This window comes from Psychrosphaera sp. F3M07 (genome assembly GCF_018860345.1).
Classification (GTDB): Bacteria; Pseudomonadota; Gammaproteobacteria; order Enterobacterales; family Alteromonadaceae; genus Psychrosphaera; species Psychrosphaera aquimarina.
The window spans coordinates 166,148-182,087 of record NZ_JAHKPJ010000012.1 but is presented as its reverse complement, the minus strand read 5'-3'; the positions used below and the strand labels follow the sequence as shown (position 1 = coordinate 182,087).

The 15,940-nt window shown below is 39.0% G+C and carries 16 protein-coding genes; all 16 read left to right on the top strand.

All coding sequences use genetic code 11. The features are described from left to right. Nucleotide 1: 1 nt before the first annotated feature. The 16 genes from fliQ to KO505_RS05810 all read left to right on the top strand — a co-directional run bounded on the left by fliQ (nucleotide 2) and on the right by KO505_RS05810 (nucleotide 15,930). Entirely contained in the window at nucleotides 2–271 is a 270-nt protein-coding gene (gene fliQ, locus KO505_RS05885; protein WP_216054523.1) for a flagellar biosynthesis protein FliQ, read from the top strand. 15 nt (nucleotides 272–286) lie between these two features. Further along, nucleotides 287–1,060 (top strand): flagellar biosynthetic protein FliR, encoded by a 774-nt coding sequence (gene fliR / locus KO505_RS05880; RefSeq protein ID WP_216054522.1) that lies wholly within the window; start codon nucleotides 287–289, stop codon nucleotides 1,058–1,060. An 11-nt stretch (nucleotides 1,061–1,071) separates the two neighbouring features. Then, nucleotides 1,072–2,202, top strand: coding sequence for a flagellar biosynthesis protein FlhB (gene flhB, locus KO505_RS05875; RefSeq protein WP_216054521.1), 1,131 nt, complete (start codon nucleotides 1,072–1,074; stop codon nucleotides 2,200–2,202). Nucleotides 2,203–2,285: 83 nt separating this feature from the next. Then, nucleotides 2,286–4,388 (top strand): flagellar biosynthesis protein FlhA, encoded by a 2,103-nt coding sequence (flhA, locus tag KO505_RS05870; RefSeq protein ID WP_216054574.1) that lies wholly within the window; start codon nucleotides 2,286–2,288, stop codon nucleotides 4,386–4,388. Between the two features lie 26 nt (nucleotides 4,389–4,414). Next, entirely contained in the window at nucleotides 4,415–5,917 is a 1,503-nt protein-coding gene (gene flhF / locus KO505_RS05865) for a flagellar biosynthesis protein FlhF (protein WP_216054520.1), read from the top strand. After that, complete coding sequence (locus tag KO505_RS05860) at nucleotides 5,910–6,764, top strand: MinD/ParA family protein (RefSeq protein ID WP_216054519.1); 855 nt, start codon at nucleotides 5,910–5,912, stop codon at nucleotides 6,762–6,764. The genes flhF and KO505_RS05860 overlap by 8 nt, the downstream gene beginning before the upstream one ends. Before the next feature lie 10 nt (nucleotides 6,765–6,774). After that, nucleotides 6,775–7,497, top strand: coding sequence for an RNA polymerase sigma factor FliA (locus KO505_RS05855; protein ID WP_216054518.1), 723 nt, complete (start codon nucleotides 6,775–6,777; stop codon nucleotides 7,495–7,497). Nucleotides 7,498–7,561: 64 nt separating this feature from the next. Then, entirely contained in the window at nucleotides 7,562–7,945 is a 384-nt protein-coding gene (gene cheY / locus KO505_RS05850) for a chemotaxis response regulator CheY (RefSeq protein ID WP_216054517.1), read from the top strand. 18 nt (nucleotides 7,946–7,963) lie between these two features. After that, nucleotides 7,964–8,725 (top strand): protein phosphatase CheZ, encoded by a 762-nt coding sequence (locus KO505_RS05845; protein ID WP_216054516.1) that lies wholly within the window; start codon nucleotides 7,964–7,966, stop codon nucleotides 8,723–8,725. Nucleotides 8,726–8,742: 17 nt separating this feature from the next. Then, entirely contained in the window at nucleotides 8,743–10,854 is a 2,112-nt protein-coding gene (locus tag KO505_RS05840; RefSeq protein WP_216054515.1) for a chemotaxis protein CheA, read from the top strand. Between the two features lie 20 nt (nucleotides 10,855–10,874). Continuing rightward, nucleotides 10,875–12,044 (top strand): chemotaxis response regulator protein-glutamate methylesterase, encoded by a 1,170-nt coding sequence (locus KO505_RS05835; RefSeq protein ID WP_216054514.1) that lies wholly within the window; start codon nucleotides 10,875–10,877, stop codon nucleotides 12,042–12,044. Further along, on the top strand, nucleotides 12,037–12,786 hold the full coding sequence (locus KO505_RS05830; protein WP_216054513.1) for a flagellar motor protein: 750 nt from the start codon (nucleotides 12,037–12,039) through the stop codon (nucleotides 12,784–12,786). The genes KO505_RS05835 and KO505_RS05830 overlap by 8 nt, the downstream gene beginning before the upstream one ends. An 11-nt stretch (nucleotides 12,787–12,797) precedes the next feature. Continuing rightward, nucleotides 12,798–13,763 (top strand): OmpA family protein, encoded by a 966-nt coding sequence (locus KO505_RS05825; protein ID WP_216054512.1) that lies wholly within the window; start codon nucleotides 12,798–12,800, stop codon nucleotides 13,761–13,763. 9 nt (nucleotides 13,764–13,772) lie between these two features. Next, entirely contained in the window at nucleotides 13,773–14,540 is a 768-nt protein-coding gene (locus KO505_RS05820) for a ParA family protein (RefSeq protein ID WP_216054511.1), read from the top strand. A 5-nt stretch (nucleotides 14,541–14,545) separates the two neighbouring features. Next, on the top strand, nucleotides 14,546–15,409 hold the full coding sequence (locus KO505_RS05815) for a chemotaxis protein CheW (RefSeq protein WP_216054510.1): 864 nt from the start codon (nucleotides 14,546–14,548) through the stop codon (nucleotides 15,407–15,409). 26 nt (nucleotides 15,410–15,435) lie between these two features. Beyond that, entirely contained in the window at nucleotides 15,436–15,930 is a 495-nt protein-coding gene (locus KO505_RS05810) for a chemotaxis protein CheW (RefSeq protein WP_216054509.1), read from the top strand. Nucleotides 15,931–15,940 lie beyond the last annotated feature (10 nt).

Here is a 15,940-nt window from a genome sequence, read left to right as displayed (position 1 = left end):
TATGAGTCCAGAGATCTTCGTTGATATCTTGCGTGATGCATTATGGCTGATCATTATTCTGGTTGCGGCTATTGTTGTGCCCAGTCTGATTGTTGGTTTAGTTGTTGCGGTATTCCAAGCAGCTACGTCTATCAATGAACAAACGTTAAGTTTTCTACCGCGCCTTATTGTGACATTATTGGCAGTAATATTTGCAGGACACTGGATCACCGGGGTAATAATGGATTTTACTATCGAGTTGATCCAACGAATCCCTTCCGTGATTGGTTAATAAAGGCCACTGCTGATGGATGTCTTGCTGCAACAATTGATGCAATTTCAAGCCGATCTACTTCTGCCTATGACACGTATTTCAGCCATGATGATGGTTATGGTTGGTGTTGGTGTTAAAACCATACCAGGACCGATTAAAACCGCGTATGCCGTTGCCATTACTATTATGGTGATGCCAATGTTACCGCCATCCCCGTTTAGTAATTTATTTTCATTTGAAATGGTTATCCGTGTTGCCCAGCAGATTATTATTGGCAGTGCCGTTGGATTCATTTCCGTTATGTTTTTGCAAATATTTGTCATCGCTGGTCAAGCCATAGCCATGCAATCGGGTTTGGGTTTTGCCTCTATGGTTGACCCTGCTAATGGCATGAGTGTACCTGCGGTTGGTCAATTTTTCTTAATATTATCAACCTTGTTGTTTTGGACTATTGATGGTCATATCGCCATGATTCAATTAATAGTGCACAGTTTTCAAATTTTACCAATTGGCGAAGAGTGGCTAGCTACCGGAAGCTTTTATGATTTAGCGGTATTTGGTGGCTGGATGTTTGCTGCTGCGTTAATTTTGTCTATCGCGCCTCTTGTTGCTATGTTGGTGATTAACCTGAGTTTTGGCATCATGACGCGTGCGGCTCCACAGTTAAATATATTTTCTATTGGTTTTCCATTTACTATGATGTCTGGATTAATTGTTATGTGGATCACGTTGGAAAGTTTTGTCTTTCATTTTGAGAATAACTGGCAAATGTCACTCGAAATGATGTGTAAAATAATCGGTTGTTAACGGAGCAATAAATGGCAGATGATAGCGACGCAGAAAAAACCGAAGACCCCACCGCCAAGCGTCAAGAAGACGCCCGAAAAAAAGGTCAAATCGCCCGTTCTAAAGAACTAGGAACAACCGGAGTCTTAGTCGCTGCGGCAGCCTCTCTGCTTATGTTTGGTGAGGGTTTAGCTATCGCACTAATGAATGTTATGAAGTCTCAGTTCACACTAGACCGAGATGATATGTATGACTCAACAAAAACGTTCAAAGCCATGGGCGAAATAATCTCCGAAATTTCTATGCCAATGTTTGCAATTTTTGCGTTCATATTATTGGCTGCATTTGTGGCCAATAGTTTATTGGGGGGGATTAACTTTAGTTGGCAAGCCATGGCGCCAAAATTAAATAAAATGTCACCAGCCAAGGGCTTTAAAAGGATGTTTGGTTCACAAGCATTAGTCGAATTAATTAAATCCATCTTAAAAGTGGCGGTGGTAGCTTTTGTTGGCATTATGTTAATCAAGATTTATATCCACGATATTCTGTACTTAAGTATTCAAGACTTACCGGGCAACACACATGAAGCTACATTACTATTAGCTTGGATTTTCATGGGATTATGTTGCTCTACTTTAGTCATTGCTATGGTTGATGTGCCATTTCAAATTTGGAATCACAACAAACAGTTAAAAATGAGTAAACAAGAAGTTAAAGATGAATATAAAAGTACCGAAGGTAACCCAGAAATAAAAGGCAGAATAAGACAAACACAGCGTGAAATTTCACAACGTCGTATGATGAAAGAAGTACCCAATGCTGACGTGGTTGTAACCAACCCGACTCATTATTCTGTTGCTATCAAATACGATGTGAATAAGTCTATGGCGCCTTATGTGGTTGCAAAGGGGGCGGATTTAATGGCAATGCAAATAAGAAAAATAGCCAAAGAAAAAGAGGTGCCAATAGTTATTACACCTCTATTAACTCGTTCGATTTACTACACTACCGACTTAAATCAAGAGATCCCAGAACAACTGTTTGTAGCAGTGGCGCAAGTGTTAGCCTACGTTTATCAACTCGACTTATACAACAAAGGTAAAGGCAGTAAACCAAAAGACTTGTCTCGTAATTTACCAATACCTACAGAACTTAGACACTAATTTCACCAGTCAATACCTTGACCAATAATATGGCCTGATCTTTGCTCCATAGCCTATTAGAAGGTAGTTATACGGTAGTTGAAATGGTACTCACAGCAAAATTAAATCAAGTTTTTCATAAAGATAACATGAAGTATATCAGTGGTTTAGGTGCACCAATTTTCATATTGGCGGCCTTGGCGATGGTTATTTTACCTTTACCCGCAATCATGCTCGATATTCTGTTTTCATTCAATATAGCCCTAGCGCTCGTTATCCTTTTGGTTACGGTTTACACTTTAAAACCTCTCGATTTTGGCGCATTTCCGTCTGTCCTATTAATAGCAACTGTATTGCGGCTGGCGCTTAACGTTGCCAGTACCCGAGTGGTTCTATTAGAAGGGCACAATGGTGGTGATGCTGCAGGACAAGTTATCGAAGCATTTGGTTCTGTGGTAATCGGTGGCAACTATGCCGTTGGTTTAGTGGTGTTTGCAATTTTAGTTATTATCAATTTTATGGTTGTTACTAAAGGCGCGGGACGTATCTCAGAAGTTACGGCTCGTTTTACCTTAGATGCGATGCCTGGTAAACAAATGGCGATAGATGCTGATTTGAATGCTGGTTTCTTAACACCAGAACAAGCAAAAGCTCGTCGTGAAGAAATAGGCAAAGAAGCTGATTTTTACGGTTCAATGGACGGTGCTTCCAAATTTGTAAAAGGTGACGCTGTCGCCGGTATTATTATCTTATTCATAAATATCATTGGTGGTTTATTTATTGGCATGATCCAACATGACTTGTTGTTTGGCGAAGCCGTAGAAATTTATACCATTTTAACCATTGGTGATGGCTTAGTTGCTCAAATCCCTGGTCTTTTATTATCAATTGGTACGGCCATTGTTGTAACAAGACAAAATACCGATGAAGAAATGGGCACTCAGTTTCATACTCAGTTAGGTGTTGAAAAAGTACTATATGTTGCTGGTGGCATTTTAACCATGATGGGTTTAGTACCAGGCATGCCGCATACAACGTTTTTGATTTTTGGCGGTTTACTGTTAGGTGGTGGATATTTGACAGCTAAAGCGACGGCGGATTTAGCACTTAAGAAAATAAAAGACCAAGAAGAAGAAGATGCGGTTGATCCTAACGAAGCGACAGAGAATAAAGATGTAAGTTGGGATGATGTTTCACATGTAGATACGATTGGTCTTGAAGTGGGTTACCGGTTGATTCCACTTGTAGATAAAAGCCAAGGTGGAGAACTGTTATCTCGAGTTAAAGGCGTTAGACGTAAATTAAGCCAAGAGTTTGGTTTCTTAATCCCAGCTGTTCATATCAGAGACAACTTAGATTTAGACCCAAACACCTACCGTATTACGTTAATGGGCGTCACCATTGGTGAAGCTGAAATTAGACATGACCGAGATCTGGCGATTAACCCTGGTCAAGTATTTGGCAAAGTTGAAGGTATTGAAACTATCGATCCTGCATTTGGTTTAGAAGCCGTGTGGATTGACTCTAGTAATCGTGAGAAAGCACAATCTTTAGGTTACACAGTCGTTGACGCAGCAACGGTTGTAGCAACGCATATTAGTCAATTGTTAACCAACAATGCTTCACAATTAATTGGTCACGAAGAAACTCAAAACCTATTAGAGATGATCAGCAAAAATTACCCTAAATTGGTAGATGGCTTAGTACCAGAGATGCTGTCTTTGTCTGTGGTGACTAAAGTATTACAGAATCTATTAAATGAGGGCGTTCCAGTTCGTGACATGCGCTCAATATTACAAACCTTAGTAGAGTATGCACCTAAGAGCCAAGACTCTGATGTATTAACTGCAGCGTGTAGAATATCGTTACGTCGTTTCATTGTCCAAGATGCGACCGGTTCATCCACTGAAATTCCAGTAATTACATTAGTACCTGAGTTGGAACAGATGTTGCAACAGTCTATGCAGTCAGCTGGAAATGATGGTGCGGGCATTGAACCTGGGTTAGCAGAACGATTACAAACTTCGTTATCTGAAGCCCATAGAACTCAAGAGTTATCAGGCGAACCATCAATTTTACTAACGTCTGGGATGTTACGAAGCGTGTTATCTAGATTCATTAAACACAGCATCCCTGGCATGGTTATCTTGTCTTATCAAGAAATTCCAGAAGAGAAACAAATTAAAATAGTCAGTTCAGTTGGATAATGCCATATTCTTGACGGAGATCGAAAGTGAAAATTAAACGTTATTATGCAAAAGATATGAGAACCGCTCTAAACCAAGTAAAGGAAGAGTTAGGTCCAGACGCTGTCATTATGTCGAATAAAAAGACGGCATCAGGCATAGAGATTGTGGCTGCCGTTGATAACGAATCAGTAGTCGAGAGTGCACAAGAAATAGCACAATCCATTACTCAAAAGCCAATGCAAGCTATGTCAGCATACAGTGGTATCGTTGAAGAATCTGAAGGCGAAAAAAGAATAGCTTCTTCGCTGGCTGAGTTGTTAAACAGACAAAGCCCAGCGCAAGATAAAAAAGTCTCAGCGCCTAATACGCCGTCTATCAAATCTACAGAATTAAGTAACCGTCAAAAATCTGAACGCGCAACACAAGTATTATCTCAACAAGCTGAATCTGAGTTTGAACAATGGTTGTCAAAGGCGAGAACCACAGTTGAAGAGACAAATAATCAGCAGTATTCAACAAAAGAAACTACCATTAACAACTCTGATCTGGATGATGAACATCAAGCAAGCGGTTTACATCAAGAGATGGTGGGTAATGTAGTTGATGCCGATTTTAACAGCGAGTTAGCATGCTTAAAGTCCGAAATGAGTTCAATAAAAGAATTATTGGAGCATCAAGTTTCAGAGTTAATGTGGCAAGATGTTGAAAGAAAATCACCGTTAAAAGCCATGTTAATCTCAAAATTAAAAGATATGGGGTTATCTAAAAAAGTTTCAGAACACTTAACTCATTTCTTATCAGATGATCTAGTTCAAGAAAATGCTTGGCAACATATGTTAACTTTGTTGACTGAGCAGTTAGATACGACAACCAATGAGATCATTACCCGTGGTGGTGTGTATTCACTTGTTGGCCCAACTGGAGTTGGCAAAACAACGACAATTGCTAAATTAGCTGCAAGGTATGCACAAATTCATGGTGCAGATAAAGTTGGCCTGATTACAACAGACAGCTTTAGAATTGGTGCGTTAGAGCAATTAGCAACGTATGCAAAAATATTAGGTTGCCCTTTAAAACAAGCAAAAAACACGGAAGAATTATCTGATGCTATCTATCAGTTACGCAACAAAAAATTAATATTGATTGATACAGCAGGTATGAGTCAAAGAGATTTGAAATTAACACAAAAGCTAAATCATTTATTAACCAAATCTAGAGTTAATATTAAGAATTATTTAGTTTTATCAGCAACGTCACAAATGAGCGTATTACAAGAAAGTGTTCAACATTTTAAAACAATACCACTTTCTGGCTGTATTTTTACTAAGATAGATGAGTCACTTAGTTTAGGTGAATTAATGAGTGTTGCGATACATAATCGGTTACCAATTGGTTATTTAACCAACGGTCAGAGAGTGCCAGAAGATATAAGAGTTGCAAATAGTGAAAAAATTGTGCACAAAGCTAATCAATTGTTTGAGTTAAAACAAAAAGTTAGAAAGAAACATAATAAGGTAGTGCCAAGAGCTGTTGGCATGTATGATTGATAAAACCTGTTCTGATCAGGCTAGTGGCTTGAGATATATGTCTTTGATGAAAAAAACAAAAGTAATAGCAGTAACTGGTGGTAAAGGTGGTGTTGGTAAAACGAGTGTTTCACTAAATACGGCCATTGCAATCGCCCAAACTGGTAAAAGTGTATTAGTACTAGATGCTGATTTAGGTCTTGCCAACTGTGATGTCATGTTGGGATTAAGAGTAGAAAAAAACTTATCTCATGTGCTCTCGGGTGAAGCTGAACTAGACGATATTTTGGTTGAAGGTCCTCATGGGGTGAAAATTGTACCTGCCACTTCAGGTTCAATTGATATGGTTGAATTATCACCATCTCAACATGCCGGCTTGATACGCGCATTTAGTGAAATGAAAACGCCAGTCGATGTATTTATAGTAGATACGGCTGCGGGTATTTCAGATATGGTACTCTCATTCTCTCGTGCCTCACAAGAAGTATTAGTGGTCGTAACAGATGAACCAACGTCGATTACCGATGCATACGCACTAATGAAAATTCTTAATAGAGATCATGGCGTTGCCAAATTTAAAGTCATTGCCAACATGGTAAGGACCTTAAAAGAAGGGCAAAGCCTATTTAAAAAGTTAACCTTAGTCACAGATAGGTTTTTAGATGTTAATTTAGAGTTAACCGCTATTATCCCATTTGATGAAAATTTAAGAAAAGCAGTACGTCGTCAAAGAGCCATCGTTGATGCTTTCCCTCGCTCTCCGTCTGCCATAGCATTTAAAACTTTAGCGACAAAAATAGATCATTGGCCTGTGCCTACCCACGCATCAGGTAACTTAGAGTTCTTTTTAGAACAATTGGTCAATTGAGAGGTACGTTTTGAACAATAAAGTTGCTGCCTACGAGGCTCAAGAAGTAGATATTTCTCAATTGTTAGAGAAACATTCTGTTCTAGTAAAAAGAATCGCTCATCATTTAGCCGCAAGGTTACCAGACAGTGTTTTGGTTGATGATTTAATTCAAGCTGGAATGATAGGTTTGTTAGAAGCAGCAAAAAACTTTGATGGTTCAAAAGGTGCAAGTTTTGAAACGTACGCTGGCATTAGAATTCGTGGTTCTATGTTAGATGAAATACGTAAAGGTGATTGGACTCCAAGATCGGTTCACCGAAATGCAAGAATGATTGCAGATAGAATTTCCACATTAGAAGCTGACTTAGGCCGAGATGTAAAAGATACTGAAGTCGCTGAATCTCTTGATATATCACTCGCTCAATACCACATCATGCTTAAAGAAGCTAACGCCGGAAAAATCATCGGTATCGATGATATGGGCGTCAGTGAAGATGTGATATCAGTTAAAGAAGACTACGAAGCAGACGATACATATGTAGGCGTTGAAAGTAGTTCTTTTAAAAAATCAATTTCTTCGGCAATTAAAAACTTGCCTGAAAGAGAAGCATTGATATTATCTTTGTATTACGATGACGAATTAAATTTACGAGAAATTGGGGATGTTTTGAACGTAAGTGAATCACGCGTTAGTCAAATTCACAGTCAAGCTATGATAAGATTGCGTTCAAGATTAAAAGAATGGTTATAAAACTTGTAACTTCCTAATTTTAATTAATAATTAAGACAACTAATTTACCTCACTGGAGGATGCTTTGGATAAGAACATGAAAATTCTAGTTGTTGATGACTTTTCAACAATGAGAAGAATCATCAAGAACTTACTTCGTGACCTTGGTTTTACCAATGTACAGGAAGCTGATGATGGCAGTACCGCATTACCGATGTTACAAAATGGTGATTTTGATTTTGTAGTAACAGATTGGAATATGCCTGGTATGCAAGGAATCGATCTTCTTCGTGAGATACGTAAAGATGATAGCTTAAAACATATGCCAGTTATGATGGTAACCGCAGAAGCGAAAAAGGAACAAATCGTAGCAGCAGCGCAAGCTGGTGTTAATGGTTATATTGTTAAACCTTTTACCGCAGCTACCCTCAAAGGTAAGTTAGAAAAGATTTTCGAACGTCTAGAATAATCTTATTAGGAGTTAAATATGTCGTTAGAGACAACTCCGCAGATCAGTCTAGAAGAGGCTAAAGCGCTCGTTGTTGCGCTTGAATCTGGTGATGACCAATCTGCCAACGAAATACTCATGTCTGCAACTAGCCCTGAGAATAAAGAATTATTTGCTGAAGTTGGAAAATTGACTCGACAGCTTCATGATTCATTATCTAATTTTCAACTTGATCCTAAAATTGCCAATCTTGCTACGGATGATATTCCAGACGCAAAAGAAAGACTGAGTTATGTCATGAATTTGACAGAACAGGCAGCCAACAAGACTATGGATGCAGTGGACTCAAGTTTGCCACTGGCTGATAAAATAAATACTAGTCTGACGGAATTAAAACCTGAATGGGATAAACTCATGCAGCGGCAAATACAGTTAGGCGAATTTAAATCTCTTTGTTATAGCATTAATGAATTCATGGAAGGGGCTGTAGTCGATGCAGCTCAGATCCACACTCATATGACTGAAATTATGATGGCCCAGGATTTTCAAGATTTAACTGGCCAAGTAATCAAACGAGTTATCGAATTAGTTAAGGATGTGGAAGATAGTTTAATTCACCTACTTACCGTATTCGGCGAACCAAATGCTAATACATCGAATGATACAAATAATGCTAATGAGAAAGAGCTTTCTGCCGATAACAATGGTGTAGAAGGTCCTATCATCGATGCTGAAAATCGTGAAGATGCGGTGTCAAATCAAGATGAAGTGGACGACTTGTTGTCAAGTTTAGGCTTTTAGATTAGGGGAGCGGCCGCATGGCTTTGGATGTGGATCAAGAGATATTACAAGATTTCTTAATTGAAGCAGCAGAAATATTAGAATTATTATCTGAAGAATTAGTAGAACTGGAAAACGATCCAGAAAATGCTGGTTTGTTGAATTCAATTTTCCGAGGCTTTCACACTGTCAAAGGTGGAGCGGGCTTTTTAGCTTTAACAAATTTAGTTGACGCGTGTCACGGTGCTGAGAATGTGTTTGATATTCTCAGAACGGGAAAGCGCAAAGTAACAGCCGAGTTAATGGATGTTATTCTGCAAGCGCTTGATACCGTAAATGAAATGTTTGCTCAAGTACAAGCTGGTGAAGATCCTTCACCTGCTGACCCTGAATTATTACATGCTCTTCATCGTTATTGTTCACCAGAATCTGAAGATGAATCTACTGCGGTAGAATCAACTGAAGCTACTGCTGTTTCAGATGATAGTAGCGATATTAATGAAATCTCAGAAGATGAATTTGAAGCTTTATTAGATGAACTTCATGGCAAACCATCTACCCCAGAAAAAACAGAAGATGTTGCTCCTCAAACTACGCCAGATTTTGGCTCTGGCGATGATATTTCCGATGATGATTTTGAAGCTTTATTAGATGAACTTCATGGTAAAGGATCATTCAAAGTTGACGCGAAATCTGAGTCTAAAGAACCAGATCCTATCGCACCGCCTAATTTTGGTGGTGATGAAATAAGTGACGACGAATTTGAATCGTTATTAGATGAACTTCATGGTAAAGGTGCTTCGCCAACCAAAGGTAATAAACCTTCACCAATACCAAAAGAACCTGAACAGGCCGCTCCAGCACCTACACCACCAACACCTAAAAAGCCGGTGCCAGCTCCAGCAGCTAAACCTTCAGCACCAGCACCTGTTGCTGCTGTTAAAGCTCCTGTGAAAGAAAAAGCAGCACCCCAAGCTGAAACAACAGTCCGGGTTGATACTAAACGTTTAGATGAAATCATGAATATGGTGGGTGAGTTAGTACTTGTCCGAAATCGTTTAGTGAGTCTAGGTGTTAGTTTTGGCTCAGATGAAGCAATGACGAAAGCAATATCAAATTTAGATGTTGTCACCGGTGACTTGCAAGGTGCGGTAATGAAAACCCGCATGCAGCCTATCAAAAAGGTGTTTGGACGTTTCCCTAGAGTTGTAAGGGATTTGTCTCGAAGCTTAAACAAAGAAATCACGTTAGAGTTAGTTGGTGAAGAAACTGATTTAGATAAAAACTTGGTTGAAGCGCTCGCGGATCCATTGGTCCATTTAGTGAGAAACTCAGTTGACCATGGTATTGAAATGCCAGATGACCGTGAAGGTGCAGGTAAACCGAGAATGGGTACTGTACGTCTTTCTGCGTCACAAGAAGGCGATCACATCCTTTTAACTATCGAAGATGATGGTAAAGGGATGGACCCAGAAAAGCTGAAACAAATTGCTATAGATAAAGGGGTGTTAGATGCTGATTCAGCGGCCCGTTTGTCAGATACTGAAGCGTATAACTTAATTTTTGCTCCAGGATTTTCAACCAAAACTGAAATTTCAGAGATTTCAGGTCGTGGTGTTGGAATGGATGTGGTGAAAACAAAGATCACACAGTTAAATGGCTCAGTAGAGATTCAATCAGAATTAGGTAAAGGCACAATACTACAAATTAAAGTGCCATTAACATTAGCAATCTTGCCAACATTGATGGTAGTGGTGGGTGACCTTATTTTTGCCTTACCTTTATCAACAGTTAATGAGATCATACATTTAGACTTAACTAAAACGAATATAGTCGATGGTCAGAAAACGGTAACGGTAAGAGAACGTGCTATCCCATTATTTTATCTTGAAGACTGGTTAGTGAAAAATCCAAAATCGAGTGCGGATAGAAAAGAAGGTCATGTTGTTGTTGTGCAAATTGGTACTCAACAAGTTGGTTTTGTTGTGGACTCATTGATTGGTCAAGAAGAAGTGGTTATTAAACCATTAGATGCTATGTTGCAAGGAACGCCGGGTATGGCGGGAGCAACCATTACATCTGATGGTGGGATTGCGTTGATTTTTGATGTACCAAATTTACTTAAACATTACGCCCGTCGTTTAAATTAAAGGCTTAAATATAATATCAAATGGCTATAAAAGTATTGGTGGTAGATGACTCAGCATTTTTTAGACGCAGAGTCGCTGAGATATTAAACGCACATCCTGATTTACAGGTTGTAGGTGATGCTGTTAACGGAAAAGACGCGGTTGATAAAACTAAATCCTTACGGCCTGATGTTGTTACCATGGATATTGAAATGCCGGTGATGGACGGTATTACCGCTGTCCGTCATATAATGAAAGAGTCACCGACACCAATAATCATGTTTTCATCACTGACTCATGATGGTGCTAAAGCGACTTTAGATGCATTAGAAGCCGGTGCTTTAGACTTTTTACCTAAAAAGTTTGAAGACATTGCAAAGGATAAAAAAGAAGGGACCAAGGTTCTTCAAGACAGAGTACATGCCTTAGGTCGACGCTCTGGCATGATGCGACGACCTGTAAGAGCGCCTTCGTCAACGTTGACCAGTTCAACCTCCACAAGAACTCCTACATCTAGTTTATCCAGACCTACTTCAGGTATATCTGCTAGGTCTACAACATCGTCATTATCAAATAACTTGGGCCGTCCATCGATTAGCCGAAGTAATGTGGCTAGAAAGTCGTCAGGCAAAAGTTATAAGTTACTAGCGATAGGCACTTCAACTGGAGGTCCTGTAGCATTACAAAAAGTACTTACAAGTTTACCAAGTAATTTTAATTTACCCATCATTTTAGTACAGCATATGCCAGCAGCCTTTACACCAGCATTTGCGGTTCGATTAAATTCGTTATGTAAGATCTCAGTAAAAGAAGCTGAACATGGCGATGTATTAAGACCTGGGGTTGCATATTTAGCGCCTGGCGGTAAACAAATGTTGATTGAAGGACGAGCACCAAACGCGACGATAAAAATATTAGAAGATAATTCAGCCAAAATGACGTACAAGCCTAGCGTTGATTTATCTTTTGGTAGCGCCGCAAAAATATATGGTGGTGATGTGTTAGGGGTCATTCTAACTGGCATGGGAGCTGATGGCCGTGAGGGTTCAAGAATGTTGAAACAACGCGGTGGTAAAATTTGGGCTCAAGACGAACAGAGCTGTGTTGTTTATGGAATGCCTCAAGCGGTCACGGTTGCTGGTATTGCAGAAGAAAACATCTCATTAGATGAAATGGGGCCTGCAATTTTAAAAGAGCTAAACTATGGATAAGCTTGCCTTTACAGGCTTAGTGATTGCTATCGCTGCTGTTTTTGGTGGTTACGCGGTTGAAGGAGGTGGCATATCCGCTTTATTTCAGTTACCTGCTTTTATTATTGTGTTTGGTGGCACTTTTGGTGCCGTTATGTTGCAAACGCCAAAATCAGATTTTATTCATAGTATTACCTTGTTTCCATTAATTTGGAAATCGCCAACTTATGACTTCAATTTATATAAACTGAAACTTTGTAAATGGGCTGACATCGCTCGACAAAAAGGTTTTTTAGCGCTTGAACATCAGGTCCATACAGAAACAGATCCCTTTGTAAAAAAAGCTTTAATGATGTTAATCGATGGCGTGGATAAAGACGTGCTCAGAGAATCTTTAGAGTTAGAAGCCCAGCTAGAAAGTGAACATAAAAATAGAGCGGCTAATGTATACGAATCACTGGGGGGATATAGTCCAACTATAGGGATTATTGGGGCTGTATTAGGCTTGATCCAAGCAATGGCCAACATTAATGATCCTCTTGTCTTAGGCCAAGGTATAGCAACGGCATTTGTAGCCACAATATATGGTGTTGGCAGTGCAAATTTATTATTTATCCCTTTTGGCGAAAAGCTAAAAACACAAATCGATGAAGAACTTTTATACCGCGAAATGATCATTCTTGGTTTGCTAAGTACTGCAAACGGAGAAAACCCACAGAATATTTCTAGAAAGTTAGACGCTTATCAACGTGAATTTGTATAGAGTAATAACGTATGGGCCGACTAAGACGCGTTAGTGAGTTAAGCAAACATCCAAGCCAAGAACGTTGGATGGTTTCCTATGCTGATTATATGACCCTTATGTTTGCTTTATTTGTTGTTTTATATGCTTCTGCAATCGTGAAAGAAGATTCTTTTAATGTCTTATCAGAGTCGTTGGGCAAAGTTTTCCAAATCGCTGGCGATAAAGGCAAAGGTACTCAAGGTGAAGGTTTATTAATGAATCAAGTTGCTCAAAACGAGTTACTTGACGGCAATCACTTACTGCCAGAGAAAGGACCTAAGTTAACCACTGAAGATTTATCAATTACAGAGTCTTTAGATAAAAAACTGGGTAACCCTTTACAAGGTTTAAAACATGATATGCAAATGGCATTGTACCAATTGACTGAAAATGGATTAGCAAAGTTTGAGTTGGATGATGATTGGTTAACGATTGAGTTAAATTCAGGTATGTTATTCGCATCGGGTAGTGCCACTGCAAGCCCTGCGGCTTCTATAATTTTAAATCAAATAGCTAAAGTATTATCGAGTGTAAATAACCATATTGAAATAAGAGGTTATACGGATAGCCTTGCTATTAACAATGAAATATTTACTTCTAATTGGCAATTATCTGCAGCTCGTGCTGCATCTGTAACTAGTTTGTTAGAAGATTTTGGCATCACCCAACAACGACTTGCAATTAAAGCCAATGGTTCAAATGATCCCATTGCGACAAATGAAACCGTTGAAGGCCGAGCGAAGAACCGCAGAGTTGTCATTGCATTATCGAAATTTGGGTTAGAGAATGATGAAGTATCGGATGATAAAGTTAAATTACAACAAGATTTAACGGATAAAGTATCTAAGATGGCGTCTGATGAAGATGAGATCCAAGTTATAAAACTACCACATGGTGGTTTGAGGATCACAACCAGAAAAGATCAAGAACGAACAGCAAACGATAAAGACCAGTAGGTGAATAAATTGAAGATCTGGACAGTTGCGAATCAAAAAGGTGGAGTCGGTAAAACGACAACCGTCGTTACTTTAGGTGCTATTTTGGCCCAACAAGGCCATAAGGTCTTAATGTTAGATACCGATCCACATGCTTCATTAACTTATTATTTCGGTATTGATTCAGAAGAGCTTGAACACGGGGTATACAATGTATTTACTCAATCAGATAGCATGAGCCGTGATGATTGGAATTTATGTATCTGGGAAACGCCAGTAGACAATTTAAGTATATTACCCGCCACGATGGCCATGGCGACATTAGATGGTATTTTAAGTAAAAAGCCAGGAATGGGATTAATTGTCAAAAAAGCGCTCACTAAGTTTGCAAGTGACTTTGATTATGTCTTAATTGACTGTCCACCGGTATTAGGTGTATTGATGGTAAATGCACTTGCAGCATGTGACAAAGTATTAATTCCAGTACAAACTGAATGTATGGCGTTAAAGGGCTTAGAGCGCATGTACCGAACAATGGAGTTGATCCAAACATCTCAATCTAAAACCTACGATATTTGTGTTATACCAACTATGTATGACAAGAGAACAAAAGCATCGATTGCCGCTTATCGTGAATTACGAGATACCTACGGTAATAAAGTGTGGGAAGGTGTTATCCCCATTGATACAAAATTCAGAACGGCCAGTATGGAAAAGCTGCCTTTGCCTGTGTATGCAAAAAATGCCCGTGGTGTTTTTGCTTATTCAGAATTATTGAAAAAATTAATATCAGAGTAATATAGATGTTCGCAAGTGAAAAAGTAATGTTGGACTATTTAGGTCAACTGTTAAATGAAGATGAAAATGCGATCGAATCAGTTGGCGATAGCAATTCGTCGTTAAAACAAGCTACTCAAAATCTAAGCTCTGATTATTTGGCTAAAGCGCCACTACCTGAAAAACAACAATCCCAATTGAGACCAATTGTGTCAGCGGTAAGTAATGTAAAAGCGTATAAAGAACAACCTGAGCCGCTAATTGCAGAGCCAAATGCAGTTGAAAAGTTGTTGCAACAGGTGAGCGTTGAACAAGAATTACAAATAAATATTAAAGATGAGGCTAAATCAGTCGATTTAGTGAGTACGGAAGTAGATATTCAAAGCCAAGCTGAAGTTGTGGTTGAACCGCAGCAAAAGGCGGTTGTAGTAGACGAGTTTCCGGATAAACCATTTCAAGCTTTATTTTTTGAGGTTGCAGGCTTAGTGTTAGCCGTGCCATTAAAAGAGTTAGGTGGTATTCATAACTTAACGGAAGTGAATAGTTTGATTGGTAAACCAAAGTGGTTTAAAGGTGTCATGTTAAACCGTGAGAAAAAATTAAATGTGGTTGATTCTGCTCTTTGGGTAATGCCAGAAAAGTACGATGCAAACATGAAAGACTCGATCGATTATAAGTACTTAATAACTTTAGGTGAGAGTGATTGGGGATTAACGGCAGAAAAGCTCGTTGAAACTGAAACGATTCACCCTGACGCAGTAAAATGGCGTAATGGTCAAGGTAAAAGACCTTGGTTGCTAGGTACGATTAAAGAAAAAATGTGTGCTTTGTTGCATGTCAGCGATTTAATTGCCATGCTTGAACAAGGTGTAAATGCTAGACAAAAATAGTAGGTTTTCAATTAGGAGTTGCTCAAATGAGTGAAGAAAGAGCCCCAGTAAATCATGTAGCCGATGGCAATGACGAAGTATTGCAATGGGTAACGTTTAAGCTAGAGGAAGAAACCTACGGTATAAACGTTATGCAAGTTCAAGAAGTCTTGCGTTATACAGAAATTGCACCTGTACCAGGTGCGCCAGATTATGTTTTAGGCATTATTAATTTACGTGGTAATGTAGTGACGGTTATCGATACTCGAGCTCGTTTTGCGTTAATGCCAGGTGATGTGAGTGATAATTCTCGTATCGTCATCATCGAATCTGAAAAACAAGTTATTGGCATTATGGTAGATAGTGTTGCTGAAGTGGTTTACCTTAAGACGTCTGAAATAGATAGCGCACCAAATGTTGGTACCGAAGAAAGTGCTAAATTCATTCAAGGTGTAAGTCATAGAGGCGGTGAGCTACTAATTTTAGTAGACTTAAATAAATTAATGTCTGATGATGAATGGGACGAAATATCTGATTTATAATTATCGGATA

Excerpts from the sequence above, each read along its gene's own strand:
- fliR (WP_216054522.1), top strand. The coding sequence starts at position 287 with ATGGATGTCTTGCTGCAACAATTGATGCAATTTCAAGCCGATCTACTT.
- KO505_RS05815 (WP_216054510.1), top strand. The coding sequence starts at position 14,546 with ATGTTCGCAAGTGAAAAAGTAATGTTGGACTATTTAGGTCAACTGTTA.
- flhB (WP_216054521.1), top strand. The coding sequence starts at position 1,072 with ATGGCAGATGATAGCGACGCAGAAAAAACCGAAGACCCCACCGCCAAG.
- KO505_RS05810 (WP_216054509.1), top strand. The coding sequence starts at position 15,436 with ATGAGTGAAGAAAGAGCCCCAGTAAATCATGTAGCCGATGGCAATGAC.
- KO505_RS05835 (WP_216054514.1), top strand. The coding sequence starts at position 10,875 with ATGGCTATAAAAGTATTGGTGGTAGATGACTCAGCATTTTTTAGACGC.
- fliQ (WP_216054523.1), top strand. The coding sequence starts at position 2 with ATGAGTCCAGAGATCTTCGTTGATATCTTGCGTGATGCATTATGGCTG.
- KO505_RS05840 (WP_216054515.1), top strand. The coding sequence starts at position 8,743 with ATGGCTTTGGATGTGGATCAAGAGATATTACAAGATTTCTTAATTGAA.
- KO505_RS05860 (WP_216054519.1), top strand. The coding sequence starts at position 5,910 with ATGATTGATAAAACCTGTTCTGATCAGGCTAGTGGCTTGAGATATATG.
- KO505_RS05845 (WP_216054516.1), top strand. The coding sequence starts at position 7,964 with ATGTCGTTAGAGACAACTCCGCAGATCAGTCTAGAAGAGGCTAAAGCG.
- KO505_RS05830 (WP_216054513.1), top strand. The coding sequence starts at position 12,037 with ATGGATAAGCTTGCCTTTACAGGCTTAGTGATTGCTATCGCTGCTGTT.
- KO505_RS05825 (WP_216054512.1), top strand. The coding sequence starts at position 12,798 with ATGGGCCGACTAAGACGCGTTAGTGAGTTAAGCAAACATCCAAGCCAA.
- flhA (WP_216054574.1), top strand. The coding sequence starts at position 2,286 with ATGGTACTCACAGCAAAATTAAATCAAGTTTTTCATAAAGATAACATG.